Source organism: Rhizobium sp. CFBP 13644, assembly GCF_014842165.1.
GTDB classification, from domain to species: Bacteria; Pseudomonadota; Alphaproteobacteria; order Rhizobiales; family Rhizobiaceae; genus Agrobacterium; species Agrobacterium tumefaciens_C.
Genome location: NZ_JACYVF010000009.1, coordinates 1 through 23242, shown reverse-complemented (window position 1 = coordinate 23242; position 23242 = coordinate 1). Strand labels below are relative to the sequence as shown.

Sequence of the window (23242 nt, the reverse complement as noted above, 5' to 3'; positions counted from 1 at the left end):
TGATCGGCCACAGGAGGAATAATTTTGCCCCGTACATGCGACATATCGCGCCAGGAGGATTTTTTTGCCGACTGTAACAAATTTACAAAAAATCGGATGACAAGGTCTAATGTTTGGGCTAGTTTCAGCTCACAAAAGAGGCAGGGAGTTTAAATTCTTGTCTATTTCGCGGTCAGTCTTGGGAGGATGAGATCTTAGGCGCGTTCATTCGCTGCCCCGGTAACGGTTACAGATCACGCGAAACTGAAAAACAAGGCTGAAAAGCCTTGTTTTTTTTTGCTTTTTTGCCGGAGCAGCAAATCGGCACAACCAATCAAGGCAAATTTGTGATTGTCAATTTGCAGTTTATCCGTCTGAGGCTGTATGCCGTCTCTACATGACAGCGGGATGACAGAAATCAGTCATAAACCGGGATAATGCGTGGCAAGTCATCCATGGTGAAACCGACGTACCAGGTGACCGCGTACCAGATTGCACAGACTGCAAGAGAAATCAGCGTTGTCAGCAGCACGATCTTCCCGCCCCGGAAGCGGGCCGGTGCACTGGCAACGGTGCCGAGCGCAACATTGCCATCGTCAGACTGTGTGCGCAGTCCAATTGGCAGGACCACGAACAGGATGGTCCACCAGACGATGAAAAAGACGGCAAAGGCCGAAATCCACTGCATGCACTCATCCTCCTGCGTCGTTTGACGCCTTTTCGCGATGCAGATCAAACCCGCTTCGGGTTTCAGATCTGTTCAAGCTCTATCAATGTACCGAAAAAATCCTTCGGGTGAAGAAAAAGCACCGGCTTTCCATGGGCGCCGATCTTCGGCTCTCCATCCCCTAACACACGCGCACCCTCTGCCTTGAGGTGATCGCGCGCGGCGATGATATCTTCCACTTCATAGCAGATATGGTGCATTCCGCCCGCTGGGTTCTTTTCGAGAAACGCCGCAATGGGCGATTTTTCACCCAACGGTTCCAGCAATTCCACCTTGGTATTGGGAAGCTCTACGAACACGACCGTCACGCCATGTTCCGGCAAAGGCTGGGGCTGCGAAACCGCAGCACCCAGTGTGTCACGATAGGTGGAAACTGCCGCAGCCAGATCCGGCACGGCAATTGCGATATGGTTGATACGACCAAGCATGCTTACCCTTCCAAATAGCTGCAACCGATCTTAAACCTTGGTGACGAACACCGTGACGATTGGCTTCTTGCCCCAGACCTGATTGGCAGCGGCGCGAACAGCGCGGCGCACCGATTCCTGCACCATATTCAAATCCTTGCGGCGCGCACGCGGAATGCTTTCGACCGCACCCAGGACGGCATCATAGAGCGTGTCTTCCATGGCTTCGCCTTCATCATCGAATTCCGGCAGGCCGAATGGAATGACATCGGGATCGCCCAGGAAATCATAGCGGCTGTCCAGCAGGACATTGATGGAGACGTGACCGGCGAAGGAGAGCTTCCGACGATCGCCAATGCCCATTTCTTCGAAATCGCCCAGCAGACGGCCATCCTTGAAGATACGGCCATGCGGCGCATCGTCGATCACCTCGGCTGGACCGGGCGCAAGGCGCAGAATATTGCCGTTGCGGACCTTCGGAACCTGCCCGATGCCAGCCTGCTCTGCCAGTTCCTTCTGCGCCACCAGATGCGCGGCTTCACCATGGACCGGAACCAGAATCTGCGGCTTCACCCACTCATACATCTGCAAGAGTTCGCTGCGACGCGGGTGGCCGGACACGTGAACCAGCGCTTCATTATCCGTGATGATGTGAACGCCCTGCTCTATCAGGCCGTTCTTGATGTCCTGAATACCCTTTTCATTGCCGGGAATGGCGCGGGATGAAAACACCACCGTATCGCCAGCCGCCAAGGCAACATTGCGCATCTCATCGCGGGAAAGCTTTGCCAGCGCCGCACGCGCTTCGCCCTGAGAGCCGGTCAGGATAATGACAACCTTGTTGCGCGGAATATAACCAAATTCATCTTCGGCGAGGAACGGCTTAATGCCTTCCATGATGCCGAGATCCTGCGAGACATTGACCACTCGCTTCAGCGAACTACCGAGCAACAGCACTTCACGGCCCGCACGTTCAGCCGCCTGGGCAATAGAGCGAATGCGCCCGACATTGGACGAGAAGGTTGTGACCGCGACGCGGCCTTCGGCATTTTCGATGATCTGACGCAGGCCTTCGGAGACCTGCTCTTCGGAAGGAGAGACACCATCGCGCAGCGCGTTGGTGCTATCGCACATCATGGCCAGAACGCCTTCTTCACCGATGGCTCGGAAGCGTGCTTCATCGGTAAACGGTCCAAGCGATGGCGCGTGGTCTATCTTCCAGTCGCCCGTATGCACGGCATTGCCGAGCGGCGTGCGGATGACGAGCGACATCGGCTCAGGAATGGAGTGGTTGACGCCGACAGCTTCGATCTCGAACGGACCGACATTGATACGATCACCCGCCTTGAACGGCGTGATGGGAATTTCTGCGCGGGTTCCCTCGTAATTGCGCTTGGCTTCCAGCATGCCCGCGGTGAAGCCGGACGCATAGACCGGAACTTTGAGGCTCGGCCAGAGGTCGTTTAGCGCACCATAGTGGTCTTCATGCGCGTGCGTGATGATGATGGCTTTGAGGTTTGCGAGCTGCGCTTCAATAAAGCTGATATCGGGCAATACGAGATCGATGCCTGGCAGATCAAGCCCTGCGAATGTTACGCCGCAATCCACCATGATCCATTGACGCTTGGACGCCGGGCCGTAGCCATAGAGCGCCAGGTTCATGCCAATTTCGCCGACGCCGCCCAGCGGCAAGAATACGAATTCGTCTTTTGTCGTCATTACTGTGTTCGTCCAATCATGCCTGGCAACGTCACGTGCAAGGACGTGCGAGAGCGAGGCGATAAGCATCGGTTTTCATCAATCACACCGAGATGGCCGATGCATGGCCAAGCGGGCGCCCTGCATTTACCGAGCAGCAGGAATGCTCCAGATTACAATGTCGAACCTCGGCGCTTTAACGCACCGTGCAGTTCAACCGAAAAACACGTCGCCAGCGGCGATGGCGCGGGTAGGACCGCCATCTTCTTCCAGCAGCAGAAAACCCTTATCATCAATTCCGGCAAAACGCCCGTGGATAGAACGATCCGGCAAATTGACTGTGATCGGCTCTCCGATGCCACAGGCCGCAGCACGCCACAGGCGCATGACATCTGCCACGCCCTGCCCACGGTTCCACATCTGCAAGATATGCGCCGCCTCACGGAAAAGATGGGCAAAAAGCTCATCCGGGCCGCATGTTGCACCGTGTTCACCAAGGCGCGTAACGGGATAAGCCGGATCTGCGGGCATATGGGCGATATTGATGCCGATGCCAATGACGAGCGCTGAGCGCCCATCCGGCAATGTCTCCGCTTCCATCAAAATGCCGCAGGTTTTCTTCCGGCCAATGAGAATGTCGTTCGGCCATTTAATCTCGAGTCGTGCAGACCCAACTGGTAGCACCGAGCCCACAGCACGATAAACCGCCAGCGCGAAGGCCAGCGGCAGAGAGCCAATATGCTCCATGGGAGCCGCATCAATGAGAAGAAGGGAGGCATAGAGATTGCCGGGCTCTGACACCCATGGTCTGCCTCGGCGGCCGCGCCCGCCGGTCTGCCGGATGGCGGTAACCCAGAGATTGCCGCCATCACCTGCCCTTGCCCGGGCAAAACACTCTATATTGGTTGATGACGTTTCCGCCACCGCCTCGTGCCAGAAGTCATCCAATGACACCCGGCCCGTTTTCATGCGTGTGTCGCTCAAAAGAACGTCTTTGCTGCAACGCTTACCGCGTTGCCCAGCATACCGCCGAAGAGAATGAAGCCGAGCACAAAGAGGCCAGAGAGCGCGTAAACGACACGCAGTTCAATCGCTGCCTTTTCAAAGCCACCCTTGGCTTCATCAAACCACATGACCTTGACGATGCGCAGATAGTAATAGGCACCGACAACCGAAGCGATGACGCCAATAACCGCAAGCGGGTAAAGATGCGCCTCGATGGCTGCGAGGAAAACATAGTATTTTCCGAAGAAGCCAGCCAGCGGCGGAATGCCAGCGAGCGAGAACATCATGATGGTCATGACCAGCGCCATGATCGGGTTGGACGACGCAAGGCCTGCGAGATCATCGATATCTTCGACATTGCCAATGTCCTTGCGGCGCATGGCAAGAATGCAGGCGAAAGTACCAAGCGTCATGCCCATGTAGACGGCCATGTAAAGCAGCACGCCAGCAACGCCAGCCTCGCTGCCAGCCGCAAGGCCTACAAGCGCATAACCCATATGACTGATGGAGGAATAGGCCATCAGACGTTTGATGTTGCGCTGGCCAATAGCCGCGAAGGCACCGAGCAGCATGGACGCGATGGAGATGAAAACGACGATCTGCTGCCAATCAGCAAAGACAGGCTGGAACGCATCAATCACGATACGGACCAGGATAGCCATAGCGCCGACCTTAGGCGCAGCAGCCAGGAAGGCCGTAACCGTCGTTGGTGCACCCTCATAAACATCGGGCGTCCACATGTGGAATGGAACCGCAGAAATCTTGAATGCAAGACCAGCAAGCACGAAGACCAGACCGAAGACGAGACCGAGCGAGCGTGTCTCAGACGAGAGAACGGCCGCAATTTCATTGAAGCCGGTATTGCCGGTGAAGCCATAGACCAGCGACATGCCGTAGAGCAACATACCGGAAGACAGTGCACCCAGGACGAAGTACTTCAGACCGGCCTCTGTGGAGCGCAGGCTTTCGCGGTTGATGGCACAGATGACGTAGAGCGCAAGCGACTGGAGCTCCAGCGCCATGTAGAGCGAGATCAGGTTATTGGCCGAAATCATCAGGAGGATGCCGAGCGTTGCAAGAACCAGCAACACCGGGAATTCGAAGCGCCCGATAGGCTCGACCCGGCTATGGCCGACAGACAGGATCATGGCGACAATGGCACCGATCAGTGCCAGGATCTTCATGAAATTGCCGAAGGCATCGGCCACGTAAACACCGCCAAAGGCTTCGCCATTGGCAGGTGCAAAGATGATCCACAGACCAACGACGACCAGAAGTGCTACGGCAAGACCCGTAACTGTGTTGGTCGACTTGTCCCCGGAGAAGACCCCAATCATAAGCAGCACCAGAGCGCCGACCGCAAGGATCAGCTCGGGCGTCGCGATGCGCAGACTGGCAAAAAGAATTTCAGCGGTCATGTCCTACGGGTCCTGTCGTCAGTTCAGAGAAAGCGCAACATTCTGCGCTGCCTGCAATGCGGCCGTATAATTATTGATCAAAAGGTCCACCGACGCTGCCGTAGCATCGAAAACCGGTGCCGGGTAGACGCCGAAGAAGATCGTCAGCGCCACCAGCGGATACAGCATAAGCTTTTCGCGGGTAGAAAGGTCGAGCATAGCCTTAAGGCTTTCCTTCTCCAGCGCACCGAAGATAACGCGGCGGTAGAGCCACAGCGCATAGGACGCGGAGAGGATAACACCAGTCGCGGCAAACAGTGCAACCCAGGTATTGGCCCGGAACACGCCGATAATCGTCAGGAATTCACCCACGAAGCCGGATGTGCCAGGCAGACCGACATTGGCCATGGTGAAGACCATGAAGGCAACGGCATATTTCGGCATGTTGTTGACGAGACCTCCGTAAGCGGAAATCTCGCGTGTATGGAGCCGGTCATAGACCACGCCAACGCAAAGGAACAACGCGCCCGAAACGATACCATGCGACAGCATCTGGAAGATGGCACCCTGCACGCCCTGAACATTGGCCGCGAAGATACCCATCGTTACATAACCCATATGGGCAACAGACGAATAGGCGATCAGCTTCTTGATGTCGTCCTGCATCATCGCAACCAGCGAGGTGTAGATGATGGCGATGACAGACAGAGTGAAGACGAACGGCGCGAAGTAATCCGATGCAATCGGGAACATGGAAAGCGAGAAGCGGATGAAACCATAACCGCCAAGCTTCAGCATGACACCCGCCAGAATGACGGAACCAGCGGTCGGTGCCTGAACGTGGGCATCCGGAAGCCAGGTGTGGACAGGCCACATCGGCATCTTCACCGCAAAGGCTGCGAAACAGGCAAGCCAGAGCCACGTCTGCATGCCAGCCGGAAAGCCGTGCTTCAACAGCAACGTCATATCCGTGGTGCCAGCCTGCCAGTACATCGCCATGATCGCGAGCATCGTCAGAACCGAGCCGAGAAGCGTATAGAGGAAGAACTTATAGGATGCGTAGACGCGATCCTTGCCGCCCCAGACGCCGATGATGATGAACATCGGTATCAGAGTCGCTTCGAAGAACACGTAAAACAGAACCGTATCCAGCGCGACAAAAACGCCGATCATCACGACTTCCAAAAGCAGGAAGGCGATCATGTATTCCTTGATACGCTTCTCAATCGAATTCCAGCTGGCCAGAATGCAAAAGGGCATCAGAAATGTCGTCAGGATCACGAACAGCATCGAGATGCCATCGACGCCCAGATGATAGGCAGCGAGATCACCGAACCATGCATGCTTCTCAATCATCTGGAAGCCGGGGTTCGAATTGTCGAAGCCGATCCAGATGAACAGGGAGACGACGAAGGTAAAGACGGTCGTCAGCAGCGAGACGTTGAGAACGTTACGGCGACCGAATGGGCCATTCGCGTTTGTCAGAAGCAAGAGCACCACGCCGACGAGCGGCAGAAAGGTGACCGTTGAAAGAATAGGCCAATCGGTCATCAGAGGGCACTCCCGAGCATCATCCAGGTGACAAGCCCGGCAATGCCGATTAGCATTGCGAAGGCATAATGATAGAGGTAGCCGGATTGCAGACGAACGACGCGGTTGGTCACATCAGCCACGCGCGCGGCAATACCGTTGGGTCCGTAGTGGTCGATGACAGCAACATCGCCCTTTTTCCACAGGAAGCGACCGAGCGCTTTCGCGGAACGAACAAAGAGGAAATCATAAAGTTCGTCAAAGTACCACTTATTGAGCAGGAACTGGTAAAGGCCATGGTGGGTCTTTGCCAGACGCTTCGGCGTCTCAGGCGACTTGATATACATGTACCAGGCCGTCACGAAACCAAGTGCCATGGCGAAGAACGGGCTCCACTTGACCCACAAAGGCACGTGGTGGAACTCCTCCAGAATCTCATTGGACGGAAGCGTAAACAGGGCGCCCTTCCAGAATTCCGAATATTCATGCCCGAAGAAGTGGCCCTCTAACGCAACGCCCGCAAAGATGGCACCAACTGTCAGAATGAACAGCGGAATCAGCATAACCATCGGCGATTCATGCACATGGTGCATGACATCAGCAGATGCACGCGGCTTGCCGAAGAACGTCATGAATGCCAGGCGCCAGGAATAGAAGCTCGTGAACAGCGCGGCGATGACCAGAAGCGTGAAGGCGAAGCCTGCAACTGCATTGTGCGATGCATAAGCAGATTCGATGATCACATCCTTGGAGAAGAAGCCTGCGAAACCGAACATGGTGCCCGGAATACCAACGCCTGTCAGCGCCAGTGTACCGATTGTCATCGTCCAGAAGGTAATAGGAATGTGCTTTCGCAGACCACCCATGTGACGCATGTCCTGCTCACCATCCACCGCGTGAATGACGGAGCCTGCACAAAGGAACAGCAACGCTTTGAAGAAGGCGTGCGTGAAGAGATGGAACACGGCTGCGCCATAGGCGCCGACCCCGAGTGCAACAAACATGTAACCGAGCTGCGAACAGGTCGAATAGGCAATGACGCGCTTGATGTCGTTCTGAACAAGGCCGACGGTGGCTGCAAAGAATGCGGTGATCGCGCCAATCAGAGTAACGAAGGTCAGTGCATCTGGCGACAGTTCAAAGATCGGCGACATGCGTGCGACAAGGAACACACCGGCCGTGACCATTGTTGCAGCGTGAATGAGTGCCGAAACAGGTGTCGGGCCTTCCATCGCGTCGGGTAACCAAGTGTGCAGCAGGAACTGAGCAGACTTACCCATCGAGCCCATAAAGAGCAGAAGGCAAACGCCTGTCAACGCATGGGCCTTGTCCAGCTGCATGCCAAACAGATTGATGACGACATCGGTAGAGGCAGCGCCATCGGCAGGCAGGTAGGTGCCTGCAGCAGCAAAGATCGTCTCGAAGTTCACCGAACCGAACAGCACAAAAAGACCGGAAATGCCGAGAATGAAGCCAAAGTCACCGACGCGGTTGACGATGAAGGCCTTCATGGCCGCAGCCGAAGCAGAAGGCTTCTTGAACCAGAAGCCGATCAGCAGGTAGGACGCCAGGCCAACACCTTCCCAGCCGAAGAACATCTGCAACAGATTGTCAGATGTAACCAGCATGAGCATGGCGAAGGTGAAGAGCGACAGATAGGCAAAGAAGCGCGGACGGTGCGGATCGTGGTGCATGTACCCGATGGAGTACACGTGAACCAGGGTCGACACGGTGTTGACGACGACGAACATCACAGCCGTCAAGGTATCGATGCGGAACGCCCATTCGACGTCTATGCCACCGGACTGGATCCAGCGCAGCACAGTGACCTTGATGACTTCGCCGGCTTCATGGCTCAGAAGCGCGACATCGAAGAAGACGATCCACGACAAGATCGCGACGACGATCATCAGGCCGGTGGTGACATATTCCGAAGCCTTGGCGCCGATAGCGCGGCCGAAAAGGCCAGCGATCAGGAAGCCGATCAGCGGAAGAAAGACGATAGCTTTGTAGATCATAGCCTTATCAGCCCTTCATCATATTGACGTCTTCCACGGCAATGGAACCGCGGTTGCGATAGAAGACAACGAGTATTGCAAGACCAATGGCAGCTTCCGCAGCAGCAACGGTCAGAATGAACAGCGCAAAAACCTGGCCAACAATATCGTTCAGGAAGGACGAGAACGCGACCATGTTGAGGTTGACCGCAAGAAGGATCAGTTCGATCGACATCAGGATAACGATGACATTCTTACGGTTGAGAAAGATACCGAAGATGCCGATCGTGAAGAGGACCGCGCTGACCGTGAGGTAATGGGAAAGACCGATTTCCATAATATGTTTTCCTTGGATCCGTTCGCGCCTTAGATGCCCTGACCCGGCTTGACCTTGACTGTCGTGACAGCGGTCTTGGGATCGCGACCGACCTGGGTGGCAATATCCTGCCGCTTGATATCTGTGCGGTGGCGAAGTGTCAGCACAATTGCGCCGATCATCGCAACCAGCAGCACCAGACCGGCCAACTGGAAGAAGTAAACGTAGTTGGTGTAGAGCACGTCACCGAGTGCTGCCGTATTGGCGCGCTCTGCCGGGTTGGGAATTGGCATGGTGATGGATTTCGCTGCCTGCGGGTTAAGCACGCTGCCGCCAACGACGATGATCAGCTCGGCCGCCAGAATGATCCCGACCAGCGCACCGATCGGAGCGTATTGCAGAACGCCAGAGCGAAGTTCTGCAAAGTCTACATCCAGCATCATGACGACGAAGAGGAACAGCACCGCCACAGCGCCGACATAAACGACCAGCAGGATCATGGCCAGGAATTCTGCACCCGTCAGCAGGAAAAGCGCCGCCGCGTTGAAGAATGTCAGGATGAGGAACAACACCGAGTGAACGGGGTTCTTCGAAGCGATGACCATAAACGCTGACGCAACTGCGACGAAGGCGAATATGTAAAAGAATACAGCGTGCAGACCCATGTTGGTGCCTTTTTGTCCTCACCGGACAAACACGGCCGAAAAGCCGTATGCCCGTTTTATTCCCGTCAGCGAAAACCGACAGGCAGTGACTGTTTTACCCACGTCGAAGCAGTGCTTCGATACAAGGATGTGCCTTAACGGTAAGGCGCATCCAGAGCAAGATTGCGAGCAATTTCCCGTTCCCAACGGTCGCCGTTATCAAGAAGCCGCTGCTTGTCGAAATACAGCTCCTCACGGGTCTCGGTTGCGAATTCGAAATTCGGCCCTTCAACGATAGCATCGACCGGGCAGGCTTCCTGGCAGAAGCCGCAATAAATGCACTTTACCATGTCGATATCGTAACGAACCGTGCGGCGCGTGCCATCGTTGCGGCGCGGGCCTGCTTCGATGGTTATCGCCTGGGCAGGACAGATGGCTTCGCACAGCTTGCAAGCGATGCAGCGTTCTTCGCCATTGGGATAACGACGAAGTGCATGCTCACCCCGAAAGCGCGGGCTGACCGGGCCTTTTTCGAATGGATAGTTCACCGTTGCCTTCTGTTTGAAGAAGTGGCGCATCGTCAAGAAGAACGCGCCTACGAATTCCTTGAGAAACAGCGAATTGACGGCTTGTGAAAGACTGGCCATCTCAACCTCCAAATCTGCAAGCGAGGACTGCGGACATCTTATGCCCCCGCCGTCAGCTTGAGTACGAATGCAACAATAATAACCATGGCGAGTGACAGAGGCAGGAAGACCTTCCAACCAAGACGCATCAACTGGTCATAGCGGTAACGTGGGACGAATGCCTTAACCAAGCCGAACATGAAGAAGACCATGCCGCCCTTCAGGATGAACCAGATGATACCCGGCACCCAGTTCAGGAACCACACATCAACGATCGGCAACCAGCCACCCAGGAAGAGGATGGTCGTCAGGCAGCACATCAGAACGATGGCAGCATATTCGCCCAACATGAACATCATGTACGGAGTGGAGCCATACTCCACCATGTGACCGGCGACAAGTTCCGATTCAGCCTCAGGCAAATCGAACGGTGGACGGTTTGTTTCCGCCAGCGACGAGATGAAAAAGATGATGAACATCGGGAACAGCGGCAACCAGTGCCAATCCAAGAAGGATGACGGCAAGCCAAGCGATGTGCCGATGCCGGTGTGCTGAGCGTTGACGATATCTGTCAGGTTCAACGAACCAACGCAGAGCAGAACGGTGACAATAACGAGGCCGATGGAGACTTCGTAGGACACCATCTGTGCGGCAGAACGAAGCGCGCCGAGGAAAGGATATTTCGAGTTCGACGCCCAGCCACCCATGATGATGCCATAGACTTCGAGCGACGAGATCGCGAAGATGTAGAGAATGCCGACATTGATATTGGCAATCACCCAACCATCCGCAAACGGGATGACGGCGTAAGTCGCAAGCGCCAGCGTCACGGCAACCAGCGGAGCCAGCAGGAACACTGCCTTGTTGGCGCCCGATGGGATGACCGGCTCTTTCAGAATGAACTTCAAAAGGTCGGCGAACGACTGGAAGAGACCGAAAGGACCAACAACGTTGGGACCACGGCGCAACTGTACGGCAGCCCAGATCTTACGGTCTGCGAGAAGAAGGAAGGCGATCGACACCAACAGCAAAACGAGAAGCAGCAGAGACTGGCCGACAATAATCAGCGCTGGCCAGACGTAGCTCCAGAAAAACGAGTCCATAATCCCCTACCCTTACTCTGCCGCAGCCTTGAAGTTGTTGCGGGCCAATGCGGAACACTCGGCCATGACAGCAGACGCTCTCGCAATCGGGTTCGTCAAATAAAAGTCCTTTACCGGCGAAGCAAAGCCCGCGTTGGACAAAGTTCCAGCCTTTGTAGCCAGCGCCTCGAGATCAGCCCCGTTGGCAACAGCAATCTCATCGGCATCAGCCATATGCGGATGCGCGAGGTAAAGCTGAGCGCGCAGCGCCGAAAGCGAATCGAATGTCAGCTTCTGGCCGAGAACGTCGGAAAGTGCACGCAGGATTGCCCAGTCTTCACGGGCTTCACCCGGCGCAAACCCGGCGCGATTGCCCATCTGCACGCGGCCTTCGGTGTTGACCCAGATACCAGATTTTTCGGTATAGGCAGCACCAGGCAGAATGACATCGGCAGCCATTGCGCCAGCGTCACCATGCGACCCGATGTAAACGGTGAGCTTTGCTGCCTTGGCAGAAAGGTCGATCTCATCTGCACCCAGAAGGAAAAGAACCTCCGAAGATGCGACGATGGACGCTGCGTTGGCAGACTTGTCTGCAGGAACGAAACCAATGTCCAGACCACCAACGCGAGCAGCAGCCGTGTGAAGAACAGAGAAGCCGTTCCATTCAGCAGATACAGCGCCTACGGAAACGGCGAGCTTTGCTGCAGCGCTCAGAACAGCCGCGCCATCTTCGCGTGACAAGGCACCCTGCCCTACAATGATGAGCGGGTTCTTCGCGGCCTTCAGCTTTTCGATGAAGCTATGTTCACCGCTGACCAGATCAGACAAAGTATCCGTTCCAGAGCCGAGATATTCGTAATCATAACGCAATTCGCCAGCTTCGCCGATCACACCAATCGGGAAACCGCCGCGACGCCAGCGCTTGCGAATGCGTGCGTTGAGAACAGCACCTTCGAAACGTGGGTTCGAGCCGATGATGAGAAGAGCGTCGGAATTTTCGATGCCTTCGATGGTGGCGTTGAACAGATAGCTCGCACGACCCAGCGATGGATCAAGCGCTGCGCCATCCTGACGGCAATCGACATTTGTGGAACCGAGAGACGCCAGCAGCGACTTCAGCGCAAACATTTCTTCAACTGTCGACAGGTCGCCAGCAATTGCGCCGATCTTTTCGCCCGATGTCGAAGCCATAGCAGCCTTGATAGCGCCGAAAGCCTCACCCCATGTGGCTGGCTGCAAGCGGCCATCCTTGCGGACGTAAGGCTTGTCGAGACGCTGCGTTTTCAAGCCATCCCAGATGAAGCGGCTCTTGTCGGAAATCCACTCTTCGTTGATTGCCTCGTTGACACGCGGCATGACGCGCATAACTTCGCGGCCACGGGTATCCACGCGGATCGCAGAACCAAGGGCATCCATCACGTCGATGGTTTCGGTCTTGCCGAGTTCCCATGGACGCGCGGTGAAGGCGAATGGCTTCGATGTCAGCGCACCAACCGGGCAAAGATCAACGACGTTACCCTGAAGCTCCGACGTCATCGCCTGCTCGAGATACGTCGTGATTTCGGCATCTTCGCCACGGCCGATCAGGCCAAGTTCAGAGATGCCAGCAACTTCGGTGGTGAAACGAACGCAGCGCGTGCAGTGAATGCAGCGGTTCATGACCGTTTTGACGAGCGGCCCGATGTACTTGTCCTCAACAGCGCGTTTGTTCTCAGAGTAACGCGAGCCAGGAATACCGAAAGCCATGGCCTGGTCCTGAAGGTCGCATTCGCCGCCTTGGTCGCAGATGGGACAATCGAGCGGATGGTTGATGAGAAGAAATTCCATCACGCCTTCTCGGGCCTTCTTGACCATAGGCGTGTTGGTGAAAACTTCTGGCAGTTCGCCATTGGGGCCTCCGCGAATATCGCGCACGCCCATAGCGCACGATGCCGCAGGCTTTGGCGGCCCGCCCTTCACCTCGATGAGACACATGCGGCAATTGCCCGCGACCGACAAACGCTCGTGGAAACAAAAGCGAGGAACTTCGGCACCAGCCTCCTCACACGCCTGCAACAGCGTGAAATGATCTGGGACTTCGATCTCTTTACCGTCAACCTTGAGCTTTGTCATGGTCCTACTTACGTCCTGTTGCCTGTCCGTCCCGCACCGTCTCATGCGTTCCGCAACAAATCCTGATGACATCGAGCAGACTCAAAATCCGCAAGACGCTTTAACGATATAAGGGACCGGTACACCCGATCCCCGCCTCTCGCAACACCCTTCGGGCGTTACTTTGGCCGGTGTTACTCGGCAGCCTCAAGCACAGCGCCGTCATCCATGGCCCTGTAGGTATATTCGTCGATCCGCTTTTCGATTTCCGGACGGAAATTGCGAATCAATGCCTGAACTGGCCATGCAGCAGCATCGCCAAGCGCACAGATAGTGTGGCCTTCGATCTGCTTCGTAACTTCAAACAGCATGTCGATTTCGCGCTTCTGCGCGTTGCCCTTGACCATGCGTTCCAGCACGCGCCACATCCAGCCCGTGCCTTCGCGGCAAGGGGTGCACTGACCACAGCTCTCATGCTTGAAGAACGCCGCGATGCGGGCAATGGCCTTGATGACGTCGGTGGACTTGTCCATGACGATCATGCCACCCGTGCCGAAGGAGGACTTTACTTCACGCATGCCATCGAAATCCATGATGGCATCCTTCATGTCCTCACCGCGAACGATGGGGCACGATGCGCCGCCTGGAATGACGCCGAGAAGATTATCCCATCCGCCACGAATGCCACCACAGTGACGCTCGATCAGTTCCTTGAACGAAAGGCCCAAAGCATCTTCGAAGGTGCAAGGACGCTCGACATGGCCTGAAACCATGAACAGTTTCGTGCCGACATTGTTCGGGCGGCCTATGGAAGAAAACCACGATGCGCCACGACGTAAGATAGTCGGGGCAACGGCGATGGACTCGACATTGTTGACCGTCGTCGGGCACCCATAGAGGCCCATATTGGCCGGGAATGGCGGCTTGAGGCGCGGCTGGCCCTTCTTGCCTTCCAGGCTTTCGAGCAGCGCCGTTTCCTCGCCGCAGATATAGGCACCTGCGCCGTGGTGAACGTAGATATCGAAATCCCAACCGTTCTTGTTGTTTTTGCCCAGCAGGCCGGCATCGTAGCACTCGTCGATTGCGGCCTGAAGCGCTTCGCGTTCGCGCATATATTCACCGCGAACATAAATATAAGCCGTATGCGCACTCATGGCGAAACCGGCGATCACGCAGCCTTCGATCAGCGTGTGCGGATCGTGGCGCAGGATTTCGCGGTCCTTGCAGGTGCCTGGTTCGGATTCGTCGGCATTGACGACCAGATAGTGAGGACGGCCGTCGCTTTCCTTCGGCATGAAGGACCATTTGAGGCCAGTCGGGAAGCCCGCACCACCACGACCACGAAGGCCGGACGCCTTCATTTCGTTGATGATCCAGTCACGACCCTTTTCGATGATCTGCTTGGTGCCATCCCAATGTCCGCGCGCAAGAACGCCTTTCAGAGAGGTGTCCTTGAGGCCGTAGAGATTGGTAAAGATGCGATCCTGATCTTTTAACATGCTTGACCTCTCACTGCGGCTTCTTGCCGGAGTTTTCCTTCTCGACAGCCTTGACGTTCGCCTCTGCTGCCTTCGGGTCCGTTACGGGTGTCTTGAGCTTCGGATCAGTCTCCGGCGCGTCGGTTTTCGGCTTTGCAGCATTGGAAGGCGGCGTTGGCGCTGCGGCGTCGGCGGCTGGCGCTTCCGCTGGCTTATCGAGGTTGGAACGATCCGGCTTTGTCTCTTCCGTCAAGGTGGTGAGACCACCGATCGGAGCGGACAGATGGCGGTCGATCTGCGGACCTGGCTTGACGGTATCGCCCTTGCCTGCCTCGAATGTATCAATGATTTCTTCCAGCCGCTCCGGCGTCAGGTCCTCATAGGCATCCTTGAAGATGATGACCATAGGGGCGTTGACGCACGCACCCTGACATTCCACCTCTTCCCATGAAAGCGTACCGCTTTCATTGGGCGTGAGCGGATCATGGTGGATCTTGTGGCGACAGACATCCATCAGCGCTTCAGAGCCGCGTAGCATGCAGGGCGTTGTGCCGCAGACCTGAATATGCGCACGGGTACCAACTGGTTTCAGCTGGAACTGCGTATAGAAAGTCGCAACCTCAAGCACGCGGATATAAGCCATATCCAACATGTCGGCGATCTTCTCGATGCAGGCGCGGGTGACCCAGCCATCCTGCTCCTGAGCGCGCATCAGCAGCGGAATGACCGCTGACTGCTGGCGTCCCTGAGGATACTTCTGGATCGTTTTTTCCGCCCACGCGCTATTGTCCGCGTTAAACGCGAACCCGGTGGGCTGGAACTGGTCTTCGGCTAGTCGACGAACGGACATACTACCTCACGCCCCATCAGTTTAACGACTCGCACCGCGATCTCGTCACCGTGACGAATTCGCAGGCATAGGCCGTTTTGTCTTTTTGCATGAACACAATGAATTTTCCGCCATTGGGAAGAGACGATTTGATCTCGTATCCCTGTGACAGAAGTTGCTTGACAGAAGATGAACCGCCGCCTGCCTGCGAAGAAACACCCACATCCGCCGTCTGGGCGAATACGGGTGCCGTCGCGGCAACAAAAGCCGATATGGCCAGCGGCAATCGCATCAGCGGTCAACCTCCCCGAACACGATATCCAGAGAGCCGAGAACAGCTGTCACGTCAGCAAGCTGATGACCTTTGCAAAGGTAATCCATGGCTGCCAGATGTGCAAAGCCAGGAGCGCGGATCTTGCAGCGGTAAGGCTTGTTCGAACCATCCGCGACGACATACACGCCGAACTCGCCCTTGGGCGCTTCGACCGCTGCATACACTTCGCCGGCGGGAACGTGATAGCCTTCAGTGTAGAGTTTGAAATGGTGGATGAGCGCTTCCATCGAACGCTTCATCTCGCCACGCTTTGGCGGAACAACCTTGCCATCGAGCGATGACACGGCGCCAACGCGGTGCTTGCCCTGCAAAAGCTCAACGCACTGCTTCATGATCTTGATCGATTCGCGCATTTCCTGCATGCGGATCAAATAACGGTCATAGCAATCGCCGTTCTTGCCCACAGGAATGTCGAATTCGAGATCGGAATAGCACTCGTAAGGCTGTGCGCGACGCAAATCCCATGCAGCGCCTGAGCCGCGAACCATGACGCCTGTAAAGCCCCATGCAAATGCATCTTCAAGCGACACGACGCCAATATCGACGTTACGCTGCTTGTAGATGCGGTTCTCGGTCAACAGACCCTCGACATTGTCAAGGAACGTGATGAAGGGATCGCACCACTTGCCGATATCATCGACAAGCTCTGGCGGCAGGTCCTGGTGAACGCCACCCGGACGGAAATAGGCAGCATGGAGACGTGCGCCGGAAGCCCGCTCGTAAAATACCATGAGCTTTTCGCGCTCTTCGAAACCCCAGACCGGCGGCGTCATGGCGCCAACGTCCATAGCCTGGGTCGTGACGTTCATGATGTGCGAAAGAATACGGCCGATTTCCGAGAAAAGAACGCGGATCAACTGGCCGCGCATCGGGATTTCAAGACCAAGCAGCTTCTCGACGGCGAGCGCGAAAGCATGCTCCTGGTTCATCGGCGCGACGTAATCAAGCCGGTCGAAGTAAGGCAGGGCCTGAAGATAGGTCTTGCTTTCGATCAGCTTTTCCGTGCCGCGATGCAACAGGCCGATATGCGGATCAACGCGCTCAACGACTTCGCCGTCGAGTTCAAGAACGAGACGCAACACACCGTGCGCAGACGGGTGTTCCGGGCCGAAGTTGATCGTAAAATTGCGGACGTTATGCTCTGTCATGGCTTTGCCTTTTCATCGCCCGGAAGAACATAGTCTGTTCCTTCCCAAGGGGAGAGAAAGTCGAAATTGCGAAATTCCTGCTTCAGCTCGACCGGCTCGTAAAGAACGCGCTTCAGAACATCGTCATAGCGCACCTCCACAAAGCCCGTGAGCGGAAAATCCTTGCGCAGCGGATGACCTTCAAAGCCGTAATCGGTCAGAATGCGGCGCAGGTCTGAATGGCCTTCAAACGGAATGCCATACATGTCCCAGGCTTCGCGTTCGAACCACTCCGCACCAATAAAGACTGACGTTGCCGATGGAACGGCTTCGTCTTCGGCGACCTGAAGCTTGACGCGAACACGCAAGTTCTGGCGCGGCGATAGCAGATGATAGACAACGTCGAAACGCTTTTCGCGTGTCGGCCAGTCAACGCCACAGATATCGATAATGTTCACAAAACCGCACTGCACGTCATCGCGCAGGAATGTCAGAAGCGCGATGATGCGCTCCGGCGTCGTGTTCAGCGTCAGTTCGCCATAGGCAATGGCCGACGATTCCAGCAGGGAACCGCGCGCTTCATTGATGTAGGCGGCAAGATCATTAAGAGCTTCGCTCATTGCTTCTCTGTCCTCTGCCCTTAACGCTCGATCGTACCGGTACGCCGGATCTTCTTTTGCAGCAGCAGCACGCCGTAAAGCAGCGCTTCTGCCGTGGGGGGACAGCCCGGCACGTAAATATCGACCGGCACCACGCGGTCACAGCCACGCACTACGGAGTAGGAGTAGTGGTAATAACCGCCGCCATTTGCGCAGGAGCCCATCGAAATGACGTAACGAGGCTCAGGCATCTGGTCATAGACCTTGCGGAGCGCAGGCGCCATCTTGTTGGTCAGCGTACCGGCTACGATCATGACGTCAGACTGGCGCGGCGAAGCGCGCGGAGCCACGCCAAAGCGCTCCATGTCGTAACGCGGACCGGAAGCCTGCATGAGACCTTCGACAGCACAGCACGCCAGACCGAACTGCATCCACATCAAGGAGCCGGTACGGGCCCAGGTGATGAGTTCGTCCGTGGATGTAACGAGAAAGCCCTTATCGGCCAGCTCGTCGTTGATTTCAGTAAAGTAGCCATCATCACTGCCAACAGGCTTGCCTGTGGCGGGATCGATAATGCCCTTGGGCTTTGGTGCGACAAGCGTGTCGTTTTGAACTACGCCCATTCCAGTGCCCCCTTCTTCCATTCATAAATAAAGCCGATGGTGAGAACGCCCAGGAAAACCATCATGGACCAGAAACCGAACCAACCGATTTCACCGAAGGACACGGCCCACGGGAACAGGAAAGCGACTTCAAGGTCGAAGATGATAAACAGGATCGACACCAGATAGAACCGAATGTCGAACCTCATGCGCGCATCATCAAACGCATTAAAGCCGCACTCGAAAGCGGATAGCTTTTCCGGATCGGGGTTCTTGTAGGCAACAGCGAAAGGCGCAATCAACAGCGCCAAACCGATGACAAGCGCGATACCAATGAAGATTGCGATCGGAATGTAGGAACTGAGGAGTTCAGTCATTGTCTCTTCCTTGCCCGACCGAGCGTCGAGCATGCCGTTATGGTCAGTGGAATCCATAGGGCCGAAATATGTTGCAACGCCGCTGTGGTTATCGCAGCCACGCTCTCTCTGCAAGAGATTAAGTGCCATTTCAAGCCAATCGTGACTTGGACACCAAATTCTCTTGCCCCATTATATGCACACAAAACCCTAAAGATACCGCTAACCGCTTCAATCGATTAGACAATATTCGTTTTGCGCACCATACCCAATCGTCGCAAATTTTTGTCCACAATGGAACAAAAAAATGGCGAAAAATTCCATCCAGACTTGAGCCTGATTGACAAGAAATTTGGCGGGAAATGCAATGTGACAAAAGGATGCAGTCAGCACATTAAGCGAAGCAAAAAGCGACATCGCGGAAGCTTCTTAACAGAGCTGACAAAAGGCAAAAATACCCTTGGGCACCTTGCGAAGTCTTACGATTGGATCTGGAGGAGAATAAAATGGCGCGAGTGACGGGGCTCGAACCCGCGACCTCCGGCGTGACAGGCCGGCACTCTAACCAACTGAGCTACACCCGCGCATTTTAAGGATCTTTCAGATCCGTAGACTTCGAGGAAGGAATGGCGCGAGTGACGGGGCTCGAACCCGCGACCTCCGGCGTGACAGGCCGGCACTCTAACCAACTGAGCTACACCCGCACATTCCTTAAAAGACTGGCCGAAACCCGCCTTACGAACTTGCCTCTGCAGTTCGTTGAGCGGCTAACTAAGGCGTTCGTGTTTGAGTGTCAAGCAAGTTTCACGACAAAAGAATAAGCTTGTGCATTTTGCATTCACAAACTTCCGTAGATGCCCGGTTTCCCGGCATTTTCGCTCAACGCTTTTTTTTTACAAAGACCCGCAATAGTTTTCCACAGGCGTCCCGATCTGCTTTCGGAAGCGAATCCCTGCGACCTAATCGACGGGTCGACAAGACATTATGCGGATGATGTTCATCGTTGCGCGCTTTCAGCTCTTTCTGACATGCGGCGCAAAGATGGATTCGCGCAAAAAGTGGTCAGCGTCAGATAGGTAAGCGCCGCAGCCTGCCCTGCCCTCATATAGAGGCAATCAGCGGAAAAATCTGCATATCCGGCTCAAAGCCCTAGGAAGCAGGCTTTTCGGGGCTAAAATACGGCCGTCCAGATGGGGCCTATCCACACAAAAAACAAAAAAAAACAAAAAACTTCACAAAAGCACTTGCGGTTTTTTTCCGATCCTAATAGATCACGGCCACCGACGCGGCGGACATGATCTGCAAGACGCGAAGGGCGATTAGCTCAGTTGGTAGAGCGCCTCGTTTACACCGAGGATGTCGGGAGTTCGAGTCTCTCATCGCCCACCATTAACCCCTAAAATTTTTAATATTATCCAGATACTCCGCAAGCACGGATGGTATTTGCTATTTGTCCCTGCTTTTACTGCTTTTCAGATATGGCGTGGCAATTCCTCTTCCGCCATTGCGTTCGGACCTAGGGCGACAAGGGCTGATTCCAGGTTCTCGGGCGTGGCTTTGGTGCGCGCGTGTCGGCCTATGCTGGAAATGAGGGTTATGCCTGATGTCTGCGAGAGCGTTTTCTGCCAGTTATCCGGCTGGGGCGCGCTGTGGCGGATGGTGATCAGGTAGATTTTTTCCGGGTTGGTCATCGCGCCCTCCATTTAGGGACACTTATCGCACGAATCTGCCATCCGACACAGGAGCGAGTCGGATGGCATGTGTTTGCGTGTCGCCCTTATTGAGCGCGGCTGAGGCCATCTCCCTGATATTGCTGCGCCAGATCGATGGAAAGCGCTGCATCCTCCAGAATGGCGCGCGCATATTTGGCGCGTGCGGATGTTCTTGCCAGGTTTTTGTAAATCACATCTCGCGACAGAAGAACTGCAAGTGCGCCTGTAGTGACGGGCGTTGCCATGGAGGTGCCGGACATGTCTGCATAGGGCGCCGGTTCCGACTCATCGGTCGGAACGGTGGATATGACAGCCGAGCCTGCCGCTGTAACCGTAACCTGTCGCCCGATGTTGGCGTAGCTTGGCAGGAAAAGGCCACCCTTGCCGTATCGATCCAGTTGCGATGGCATTGTGAAATTGGCAAGGTTGCCAGCGGGAAAGGTGCCGGGCATACCCACAGCCGAGACGGCAACAGACAAGGGATAGCTTGCCGGCGCCAGCACCGCCTGGCCAAAATTATTGCCAGCGGCGCAAATGCACAGGGTGCCGCTTCCATAGGCAGCCAGTACCGCATCATATTCGATGATGGAAGGTTGGCCGCCAAGGCTGAGATTGATGATATCCACCTCATGAGCATTGACCATCGCGTCGATTGCGGCGGCAATATCGCCCTGGTTTGCCCCTTTGTTCGGCGCAAACACGCGGGCAGTGAAAACATCAGCACCCGGCGCAAGACCCGCGAAATCGGCACCACCGACTGGCGGGCGGGCGCCAATAAGGCCTGACACATGAGAACCATGCCCCAGAACATCTGCCGTGGCGTCTGGTCCGGGCTGAAAAACACCATCGATAAAGGCCCCGGCGGCGACAATGTGATCGAGATAGGGGTGCGGCCCCAACCCCGAATCGATAACGCCAACACGAATGCCAGCCCCTGCCTGCGGATCGAAGGTGTTGATTCCCGCAAGGCGATGCCACCAACCCAGCGGCCCGGATGTTGGCAGCCGAGCAAGATCAACCATCCCACCCGATACGGGTTGAACCACCATACCCGACCACACTCGCCCACGCGGTGATATCTGTGCCGTTACCGGCTGCCACTGCGCCATGTCGAATGGCAGGGTGGCCAGACCCTGCGCATCCGTTGATGCGCTGACGCTGCTGCTGCTCGGTTGCGCACCAGCTTGGACTGCAAGCAAGCTCAACTCGACAGTGGCATTGGCAACCGGTGAACCCGCCGAGGTGACGCGGAAGGTAAAGACAGGCGTTGCCGCCGAGGCATTGCTGTTGGAAGGCATCTGCTCTGAAAGTGGAGGCGGAGCTTCAGGGCTACCCCAGGGCGCAAGCCGCAGGGATGCAGGCCAGCGCAAAAATTCCCGCTCCATAATGGTATCCGGCGCAAGGTCGCGCATTTTCGCTTGCAACTCTTCTTCGTCTGCCTCGACGACGAGAACCCGGCGCACATCCTCGCGCTCCATGCCGTTATCGCTAACGATATCCATAGAGCCGCCCAGGGCACGGCTCAGACGCTCACTGAAGTTGCTCTTTGCCGAACGGCGGGCGCGCCCTGCCCTGTACGGCGCCATGCGATGCGAAATGATGAAACGGCTGGGAGGAGAGTTGGGGTTATCGGGGCCATCGCCCGTATTTTCAGTTGTATCGGAGGTCATGATTTTCGTCTCCTAAAACACCATGGGGATTACTGGAATTGCCTAAACCGGCGGATGTTCATTGTAATGCTAATACACGCGATCCGACAGTCAGTTTTTACATACTCGTAATAAATGTAGTTTTTAATTGCACAACCTAAAAAAGTACAGTAGGAAAATTCCCGTCAAAGGCGAGTTGTTGGCAAGCGAGGCAATTACCGGTGGTTGCACTTGGCTGGCTGCACTTTCCAGACATGTCACAAAACCCCCTTCAACTGTGAATTCGGGAATTGATCGATGACTTTTACTTCTTATTGGGGTTGCCAACCGGCAGCTCAAACAGTCGTAGGCCCAACGGCCTACCTGCATTGCCCACAGACAAGCCTCTATGGCTGCCACACTGCGGTTCAGCATTGCCCGCCAGCGGCAGAACAGGGCACGCCTGTCGGGCCAACGGCCTACTGGCATTGCCCGCAAACAAGTCTTATGGGTTGCCAGACTGCCGTGCAGGGCTGCGGTTTACCAACCACCGCACCTCAGCAGCAGCAGAATGTGACGCTGACGCCAGTTTGCCAGATCACTAACATCACACCGGTTTGCTCAACGGGAATTCCGTTCGTTTGCAATGGCGCAGCCGCCTATGCTGCACCTCAGCAGCAGCAGAACGTGACGTTGACACCCGTGTGCCAGATCACAAACATCACACCGGTTTGCTCCACAGGCATTCCGTTCGTATGCAACGGCGCAGCCGCATATGCTGCTCCTCAGCAACAGCAGCAGAACGTGACGCTGACGCCAGTGTGCCAGATCACGAACATCACGCCCGTTTGCTCCACAGGAATTCCGTTCGTATGCAACGGCGCAGCCGCATATGCTGCTCCTCAGCAGCAGCAGAACGTGACGCTGACGCCAGTGTGCCAGATCACGAACATCACGCCAGTTTGCTCCACAGGAATTCCGTTCGTTTGCAATGGCGCAGCCGCCAATGCTGCACCTCAGCAGCAGCAGCAGAACGTGACGCTGACGCCTGTTTGCCAGATCACGAACATCACAC

21 protein-coding genes, 3 tRNA genes and 1 pseudogene are annotated in these 23242 nt (G+C 55.7%); 2 read left to right on the top strand and 23 right to left on the bottom strand.

Annotated elements, in window-relative coordinates:
• Positions 1–397 precede the first annotated feature (397 nt).
• The 21 genes and pseudogenes from IFT53_RS19450 to IFT53_RS19350 form a co-directional block, all read right to left on the bottom strand.
• Positions 398–667 (bottom strand): DUF1467 family protein, encoded by a 270-nt coding sequence (locus IFT53_RS19450; protein WP_192066548.1) that lies wholly within the window; start codon positions 665–667, stop codon positions 398–400.
• 62 nt (positions 668–729) lie between these two features.
• Positions 730–1134, bottom strand: coding sequence for a methylmalonyl-CoA epimerase (gene mce, locus IFT53_RS19445; protein ID WP_192066550.1), 405 nt, complete (start codon positions 1132–1134; stop codon positions 730–732).
• Positions 1135–1164: 30 nt separating this feature from the next.
• Entirely contained in the window at positions 1165–2832 is a 1668-nt protein-coding gene (locus IFT53_RS19440; protein WP_192066551.1) for a ribonuclease J, read from the bottom strand.
• Positions 2833–3024: 192 nt separating this feature from the next.
• Positions 3025–3780, bottom strand: coding sequence for a biotin--[acetyl-CoA-carboxylase] ligase (locus tag IFT53_RS19435; protein ID WP_192066664.1), 756 nt, complete (start codon positions 3778–3780; stop codon positions 3025–3027).
• Positions 3781–3791: 11 nt separating this feature from the next.
• Positions 3792–5234: an NADH-quinone oxidoreductase subunit NuoN gene (gene nuoN, locus IFT53_RS19430; protein WP_192066553.1), complete on the bottom strand. Its 1443-nt coding sequence runs from the start codon at positions 5232–5234 to the stop codon at positions 3792–3794.
• A gap of 18 nt (positions 5235–5252) precedes the next feature.
• A complete protein-coding gene (locus IFT53_RS19425) occupies positions 5253–6764 on the bottom strand; it encodes an NADH-quinone oxidoreductase subunit M (protein WP_042619653.1) in 1512 nt (503 codons plus the stop codon).
• On the bottom strand, positions 6764–8761 hold the full coding sequence (gene nuoL, locus IFT53_RS19420; RefSeq protein WP_192066555.1) for an NADH-quinone oxidoreductase subunit L: 1998 nt from the start codon (positions 8759–8761) through the stop codon (positions 6764–6766). The genes IFT53_RS19425 and nuoL overlap by 1 nt, the downstream gene beginning before the upstream one ends.
• 7 nt (positions 8762–8768) lie before the next feature.
• Positions 8769–9077, bottom strand: a complete 309-nt coding sequence (nuoK, locus tag IFT53_RS19415; RefSeq protein ID WP_042619655.1) for an NADH-quinone oxidoreductase subunit NuoK — start codon at positions 9075–9077, stop codon at positions 8769–8771.
• A 29-nt stretch (positions 9078–9106) separates the two neighbouring features.
• Positions 9107–9721: an NADH-quinone oxidoreductase subunit J gene (locus tag IFT53_RS19410; protein ID WP_042619656.1), complete on the bottom strand. Its 615-nt coding sequence runs from the start codon at positions 9719–9721 to the stop codon at positions 9107–9109.
• Between the two features lie 134 nt (positions 9722–9855).
• On the bottom strand, positions 9856–10347 hold the full coding sequence (gene nuoI, locus IFT53_RS19405; RefSeq protein WP_042619657.1) for an NADH-quinone oxidoreductase subunit NuoI: 492 nt from the start codon (positions 10345–10347) through the stop codon (positions 9856–9858).
• A 38-nt stretch (positions 10348–10385) separates the two neighbouring features.
• Entirely contained in the window at positions 10386–11429 is a 1044-nt protein-coding gene (nuoH, locus tag IFT53_RS19400) for an NADH-quinone oxidoreductase subunit NuoH (RefSeq protein ID WP_192066557.1), read from the bottom strand.
• A 12-nt stretch (positions 11430–11441) separates the two neighbouring features.
• Positions 11442–13523 (bottom strand): NADH-quinone oxidoreductase subunit NuoG, encoded by a 2082-nt coding sequence (gene nuoG, locus IFT53_RS19395; RefSeq protein ID WP_192066559.1) that lies wholly within the window; start codon positions 13521–13523, stop codon positions 11442–11444.
• A 173-nt stretch (positions 13524–13696) separates the two neighbouring features.
• On the bottom strand, positions 13697–15001 hold the full coding sequence (gene nuoF, locus IFT53_RS19390) for an NADH-quinone oxidoreductase subunit NuoF (RefSeq protein WP_067652768.1): 1305 nt from the start codon (positions 14999–15001) through the stop codon (positions 13697–13699).
• A gap of 25 nt (positions 15002–15026) precedes the next feature.
• Positions 15027–15830, bottom strand: a pseudogene (nuoE, locus tag IFT53_RS19385) (NADH-quinone oxidoreductase subunit NuoE); the annotation flags it as partial.
• A gap of 16 nt (positions 15831–15846) precedes the next feature.
• Positions 15847–16101 carry a hypothetical protein gene (locus tag IFT53_RS19380; RefSeq protein WP_042619662.1) on the bottom strand — a complete coding sequence of 85 codons (255 nt, stop codon included), beginning with the start codon at positions 16099–16101 and terminating at the stop codon, positions 15847–15849.
• Positions 16101–17291, bottom strand: coding sequence for an NADH-quinone oxidoreductase subunit D (locus IFT53_RS19375; RefSeq protein ID WP_042619663.1), 1191 nt, complete (start codon positions 17289–17291; stop codon positions 16101–16103). Before IFT53_RS19375 ends, IFT53_RS19380 begins: the two co-directional genes overlap by 1 nt.
• Complete coding sequence (locus tag IFT53_RS19370; RefSeq protein ID WP_192066562.1) at positions 17288–17890, bottom strand: NADH-quinone oxidoreductase subunit C; 603 nt, start codon at positions 17888–17890, stop codon at positions 17288–17290. The genes IFT53_RS19375 and IFT53_RS19370 overlap by 4 nt, the downstream gene beginning before the upstream one ends.
• Before the next feature lie 20 nt (positions 17891–17910).
• The gene (locus IFT53_RS19365) at positions 17911–18492 is read right to left on the bottom strand and encodes a NuoB/complex I 20 kDa subunit family protein (protein WP_192066564.1); all 582 of its coding nucleotides are present in this window, start codon (positions 18490–18492) and stop codon (positions 17911–17913) included.
• Positions 18483–18848: an NADH-quinone oxidoreductase subunit A gene (locus IFT53_RS19360; protein ID WP_192066566.1), complete on the bottom strand. Its 366-nt coding sequence runs from the start codon at positions 18846–18848 to the stop codon at positions 18483–18485. The genes IFT53_RS19365 and IFT53_RS19360 overlap by 10 nt, the downstream gene beginning before the upstream one ends.
• 486 nt (positions 18849–19334) lie before the next feature.
• Positions 19335–19411, bottom strand: a tRNA-Asp gene (locus IFT53_RS19355).
• A 43-nt stretch (positions 19412–19454) separates the two neighbouring features.
• Positions 19455–19531, bottom strand: a tRNA-Asp gene (locus IFT53_RS19350).
• Between the two features lie 609 nt (positions 19532–20140).
• On the opposite strand from IFT53_RS19350, the gene IFT53_RS19345 reads away from it, so the two are divergent.
• Positions 20141–20216, top strand: a tRNA-Val gene (locus IFT53_RS19345).
• An 83-nt stretch (positions 20217–20299) separates the two neighbouring features.
• On the opposite strand, the gene IFT53_RS19340 is transcribed toward IFT53_RS19345, so the two are convergent.
• Both IFT53_RS19340 and IFT53_RS19335 read right to left on the bottom strand, forming a co-directional pair.
• On the bottom strand, positions 20300–20518 hold the full coding sequence (locus IFT53_RS19340; protein WP_192066567.1) for a hypothetical protein: 219 nt from the start codon (positions 20516–20518) through the stop codon (positions 20300–20302).
• 86 nt (positions 20519–20604) lie between these two features.
• Positions 20605–22209 (bottom strand): S8 family serine peptidase, encoded by a 1605-nt coding sequence (locus tag IFT53_RS19335; RefSeq protein WP_192066569.1) that lies wholly within the window; start codon positions 22207–22209, stop codon positions 20605–20607.
• A gap of 276 nt (positions 22210–22485) precedes the next feature.
• Between IFT53_RS19335 and IFT53_RS19330 the strand changes: the two genes are divergently transcribed.
• On the top strand, positions 22486–23242 hold a 757-nt coding region (locus tag IFT53_RS19330; protein ID WP_192096954.1), incomplete at its 3' end, for a hypothetical protein.

Bases quoted from the DNA above. Each gene is read 5' to 3' on its own strand.
- nuoH (WP_192066557.1), bottom strand. From the start codon at position 11,429: ATGGACTCGTTTTTCTGGAGCTACGTCTGGCCAGCGCTGATTATTGTC.
- IFT53_RS19335 (WP_192066569.1), bottom strand. From the start codon at position 22,209: ATGACCTCCGATACAACTGAAAATACGGGCGATGGCCCCGATAACCCC.
- nuoI (WP_042619657.1), bottom strand. From the start codon at position 10,347: ATGGCCAGTCTTTCACAAGCCGTCAATTCGCTGTTTCTCAAGGAATTC.
- IFT53_RS19375 (WP_042619663.1), bottom strand. From the start codon at position 17,291: ATGACAGAGCATAACGTCCGCAATTTTACGATCAACTTCGGCCCGGAA.
- nuoG (WP_192066559.1), bottom strand. From the start codon at position 13,523: ATGACAAAGCTCAAGGTTGACGGTAAAGAGATCGAAGTCCCAGATCAT.
- IFT53_RS19410 (WP_042619656.1), bottom strand. From the start codon at position 9,721: ATGGGTCTGCACGCTGTATTCTTTTACATATTCGCCTTCGTCGCAGTT.
- mce (WP_192066550.1), bottom strand. From the start codon at position 1,134: ATGCTTGGTCGTATCAACCATATCGCAATTGCCGTGCCGGATCTGGCT.
- IFT53_RS19380 (WP_042619662.1), bottom strand. From the start codon at position 16,101: ATGCGATTGCCGCTGGCCATATCGGCTTTTGTTGCCGCGACGGCACCC.
- IFT53_RS19360 (WP_192066566.1), bottom strand. From the start codon at position 18,848: ATGACTGAACTCCTCAGTTCCTACATTCCGATCGCAATCTTCATTGGT.
- nuoL (WP_192066555.1), bottom strand. From the start codon at position 8,761: ATGATCTACAAAGCTATCGTCTTTCTTCCGCTGATCGGCTTCCTGATC.
- nuoN (WP_192066553.1), bottom strand. From the start codon at position 5,234: ATGACCGCTGAAATTCTTTTTGCCAGTCTGCGCATCGCGACGCCCGAG.
- IFT53_RS19370 (WP_192066562.1), bottom strand. From the start codon at position 17,890: ATGAGCGAAGCTCTTAATGATCTTGCCGCCTACATCAATGAAGCGCGC.
- IFT53_RS19450 (WP_192066548.1), bottom strand. From the start codon at position 667: ATGCAGTGGATTTCGGCCTTTGCCGTCTTTTTCATCGTCTGGTGGACC.
- IFT53_RS19340 (WP_192066567.1), bottom strand. From the start codon at position 20,518: ATGACCAACCCGGAAAAAATCTACCTGATCACCATCCGCCACAGCGCG.
- IFT53_RS19425 (WP_042619653.1), bottom strand. From the start codon at position 6,764: ATGACCGATTGGCCTATTCTTTCAACGGTCACCTTTCTGCCGCTCGTC.
- IFT53_RS19365 (WP_192066564.1), bottom strand. From the start codon at position 18,492: ATGGGCGTAGTTCAAAACGACACGCTTGTCGCACCAAAGCCCAAGGGC.
- nuoF (WP_067652768.1), bottom strand. From the start codon at position 15,001: ATGTTAAAAGATCAGGATCGCATCTTTACCAATCTCTACGGCCTCAAG.
- IFT53_RS19440 (WP_192066551.1), bottom strand. From the start codon at position 2,832: ATGACGACAAAAGACGAATTCGTATTCTTGCCGCTGGGCGGCGTCGGC.
- IFT53_RS19435 (WP_192066664.1), bottom strand. From the start codon at position 3,780: ATGAAAACGGGCCGGGTGTCATTGGATGACTTCTGGCACGAGGCGGTG.
- nuoK (WP_042619655.1), bottom strand. From the start codon at position 9,077: ATGGAAATCGGTCTTTCCCATTACCTCACGGTCAGCGCGGTCCTCTTC.